Annotated in this window: 5 protein-coding genes; all 5 read right to left on the bottom strand. The window is 64.3% G+C overall.

What is annotated here, in order from left to right; translation table 11 throughout:
- Window positions 1-557, bottom strand: a 557-nt coding sequence (frr, locus tag CQ12_RS14115) for a ribosome recycling factor (protein WP_057835929.1), incomplete at its 3' end; no start/stop codon positions are given.
- Window positions 558-626: 69 nt separating this feature from the next.
- Window positions 627-1,343, bottom strand: coding sequence for a UMP kinase (gene pyrH, locus CQ12_RS14110; RefSeq protein ID WP_057835912.1), 717 nt, complete (start codon window positions 1,341-1,343; stop codon window positions 627-629).
- A 72-nt stretch (window positions 1,344-1,415) separates the two neighbouring features.
- Window positions 1,416-2,339: a translation elongation factor Ts gene (gene tsf, locus CQ12_RS14105; RefSeq protein ID WP_057835911.1), complete on the bottom strand. Its 924-nt coding sequence runs from the start codon at window positions 2,337-2,339 to the stop codon at window positions 1,416-1,418.
- 133 nt (window positions 2,340-2,472) lie between these two features.
- Window positions 2,473-3,471 carry a 30S ribosomal protein S2 gene (locus CQ12_RS14100; protein ID WP_057835910.1) on the bottom strand — a complete coding sequence of 333 codons (999 nt, stop codon included), beginning with the start codon at window positions 3,469-3,471 and terminating at the stop codon, window positions 2,473-2,475.
- On the bottom strand, window positions 3,458-3,817 hold a 360-nt coding region (locus CQ12_RS45675), incomplete at its 5' end, for a hypothetical protein (RefSeq protein ID WP_057835909.1). The genes CQ12_RS45675 and CQ12_RS14100, both read right to left, overlap by 14 nt.

The raw sequence follows: 3,817 nt of genomic DNA, 5'->3' as shown, positions 1-3,817 counted from the left end.
GTGAGGATTTCCTTTTCCTTCGCCGCCAGCAACTGATCGATTTCCGCAATCATTCCGTCGGTCGCCTTCTGCACATCGTTGGCAAGCCGCTCCTGATCGTCCTCGGAAATCTCGTGATTCTTCTCGAGCTTCTTGACGATATCGAGCCCGTCGCGTCGGACATGGCGGACCGCAACCTTGGCGGCTTCGGCATATTTATGCGCGACCTTCACCAGTTCCTTGCGTCGTTCCTCGTTGAGTTCGGGAATCCGCAGGCGCAGCACCTGCCCTTCGGTCGCCGGCGACAGGCCGAGATTGGAATCAACGATGGCCTTCTCGACGGCCTTCACCATCGACTTGTCCCATACCTGAACGGAGAGCAGGCGCGGCTCGGGCACGCTGACGGTCGCAAGCTGGTTGAGCGGCATGTGCGAGCCGTAAGCCTCGACCTGCACCGGCTCCAGCATGGACGCCGCCGCGCGGCCGGTCCGCAAACCGCCCAGCTCGTGCTTGAGCGAGTGGGTGGCGCCTTGCATGCGGCGCTTCAATTCGTTGATGTCAAAACCGGGCGTGGGCATAACACTCTCCCCTCCTAAGAAACCAGCCGCCGGCCTCAAAAGCCCGCGGTTCGAAGCAGTACCGACCTCTCAGCCGGCAACCACCGTGCCGTGGCCGGTCCCGCGCAGGATCGCGCCGATCGAACCCGGCTCGGCGATCGAGAATACGATGATAGGCAGTGACGTCTCGCGGGCAAGCGCGAATGCGGTCGCATCCATCACCTTGTAGTCGCCGGCAATCGCCTGCGAATGCGTCAGACGGTCAAAACGCTTGGCCGACGGGTCTTTTTTGGGATCGGCGCTGTAAACGCCGTCGACATTGGTGGCTTTAAGCACCGCCTGCGCCCCGATCTCCGCCGCCCGCAGCACGGCCGTGGTGTCGGTGGTGAAGAACGGATTGCCGGTTCCGCCGCCGAGCAGGACGATTCGTCCCTCGGCGAGGTATTTGTGCGCTGCACTGCGGGTAAACAGCTCGGAAATCTCGGGCATCACGAACGCCGAGAGCGTCCGCGCCGGCGCTCCCTTGCGCTCGATGGCGGCTTCCAGCGCCAGGCAGTTCATCACGGTGGCGAGCATGCCCATGGTGTCGCCGGTCGGACGCGACACGCCGCGCGAGGAGACTTCCACGCCGCGAACGATATTGCCGCCGCCGATCACGACGGCCACCTCGACGCCGAGCTTCTTGGCCGCGATCAGGTCGTCGGCGATGCGGTCAACGGTCGGCTGGTCGATACCGAAGGACTGGCTGCCTGCGAGATACTCGCCCGAGAGCTTGATCACGACGCGACGATAGACCGGCTCAGCCATTGCTTATCGCTTCCTTCTCCCGCGCAGGCGACTTCCGGCACATTTGCGCCGGAAGACTTAAGTCCGCAGCGGTTACTTCTTGCCGCTGGCCGCCGCGACTTCGGCTGCGAAATCGGATTCCTGCTTTTCGATTCCCTCGCCGAGAGCATAGCGCACAAATCCGGCGATCTTCACCGGCGCGCCGACCTTGCCCTCGGATTCCTTGACCGCCTGGGAGACCGATTTGCCGGTATCGTGGATGAACGCCTGCTCAAGCAGGCAGACTTCCTTGTAGTAGGTCTTGAGGCCGGACTCGACGATCTTCTCGATCACGTTGTCGGGCTTGCCCTGCTGGCGGTACTTGTCGGCCAGCACGTCCTTTTCGCGCTTGACGATCTCGGGGTCGAGGCCGGACGGATCCAGCGCCTGCGGATTGGTCGCGGCGACGTGCATCGCGAGCTGGCGGCCGAGAGTTGCGAGTTCATCGGTCTTGCCGGTGGACTCCAGCGCGACCAGCACGCCCATCTTGCCGGCGCCATCGATCACGGCGCCATGGACGTAGCTCGACACCACGCCCTTGCCGACCTCGAGCGAAGCCGCGCGGCGCAGCGACATGTTCTCGCCGATGGTGGCGATGGCGTCCGAAATCGCGGTCTCGACCGTGACGCCGCCGACCTTCGCGGCCTTGATCTTCTCGACGTCGGCGCCGACGTCGAGCGCGACCTGCGCGATCATCTTGACGAGGCCCTGGAACTGCTCGTTGCGGCCGACGAAATCGGTCTCGGAGTTGACCTCGACCACGACGCCCTTGGGGCCCGAGGTCACGGCGCCGATCAGGCCCTCGGCTGCGACACGGCCAGCCTTCTTCGCGGCCTTCGACAAGCCCTTCTTGCGCAGCCAGTCCTGGGCGGCCGTCATGTCGCCACTGGTTTCGGTGAGCGCCGCCTTGCAGTCCATCATGCCTGCGCCGGTCGACTCGCGCAGTTCCTTGACCATCGCCGCAGTGATCGTTGCCATCGTCAAATATCCTTCTTGCCTGTGAGCTGCGGGCACGGCGCGCGCTTTGCACCAGGCCGCGGCCAGCTACAGGGAATGCCGTAATCTGGGAGTAGAACCGGTGGCCGGAAGACCCGGCCACGCGGCGCAGCAATTATTCGGCTTCCGCTGTCAGCGTCTTGGCCTGGGCAACCCAGGCATCGGCGCGGCTCGGAAGACCAACCTCTTCACCGATCTTGTGCGCGGTGTCGTGATCGAGCTCGGCGAGCTGCCAGTAGTGGAAGATGCCGAGATCGTTGAGCTTCTTCTCGATGGTACCCGACACGCCGGTGAGCTTCTTGAGGTTGTCGGCGGTGCCGCGCGGACCGGCCAGACCCTGGAAGCCGGCCGGCTGCGGAGCGGCCGGGACTTCCTCGCGAACGGGCTGCACGGCAGCGCCGATGTCGATGCCGGAATCGCCCTGTGCGCGCGAAATGCCGTCGATGGCGGCACGGGCGATCAGGTCGCAATACAGCGAGATCGCGCGGCCGGCGTCGTCATTGCCCGGCACCACGAAGGTGATGCCCTTGGGGTCCGAGTTGGTGTCGACGATCGCGGCAACGGGAATGTTGAGCCGCTGCGCTTCCTGGATCGCGATGTCTTCCTTGTTGGTGTCGATCACGAAGATCATGTCGGGAAGCCCGCCCATGTCCTTGATGCCGCCGAGCGAACGGTCGAGCTTGTCGCGCTCGCGCTGCAGCGTCAGCCGCTCCTTCTTGGTGTAGGAGTTGGCTTCGCCCGACGAGAGCACCTCATCGAGGTGACGCAGGCGCTTGATCGAGCCCGAGATCGTCTTCCAGTTGGTCAGCGTGCCGCCGAGCCAGCGCGAGTTGACGAAGTACTGCGCCGAGCGCTTCGCGGCTTCGGCAACGCCATCCTGCGCCTGGCGCTTGGTGCCGACGAACAGGATGCGGCCGCCCTTGGCGACGGTGTCGGACACCGCCTGCAGCGCACGATGCAACATCGGCACGGTCTGGGCGAGGTCGATGATGTGGATGTTGTTGCGGGCACCGAAAATGTAATCCGCCATCTTCGGATTCCAGCGGTGCGATTGGTGACCAAAGTGCACGCCAGCTTCGAGGAGCTGACGCATAGAGAAATCAGGTAGCGCCATAGTGATAGTTCTCCGGTTGGTTCCTCCGGAAACGTGTGAGCAAACGAGCCTGACTGGCCCGGTTGCCACCGGACGGCCTTTGAGAGCCATGTTTCCGTGTGAGATGGCGCGCTATATAGCCGGATTCCAGCCAGAAGCAAGGAAATACGGCCGGATTTTCGGTCTTCCAGATCAGCGATTTAAGGGCCGTCTCGGGCCAGACCCTGGGATCTGGCCCGTTAACGATCAGCACCGGGCTCCCGGCGGGCAGCTCCTGGCCGGAGCTGAGCGGGCCGCCGGCGGCGGGGCGGCCATCCGAGGCGGCGGTGCGGCCATCCGAGGCGGCGGCGGTGGTGCTGCCATCCTT

Origin of the sequence: Bradyrhizobium jicamae (assembly GCF_001440395.1) — a bacterium.
Classification (GTDB): Bacteria; Pseudomonadota; Alphaproteobacteria; order Rhizobiales; family Xanthobacteraceae; genus Bradyrhizobium; species Bradyrhizobium jicamae.
The sequence above is the reverse complement of the archived record's forward strand: the minus strand, read 5'-3'. Positions and strand labels throughout refer to the sequence as shown.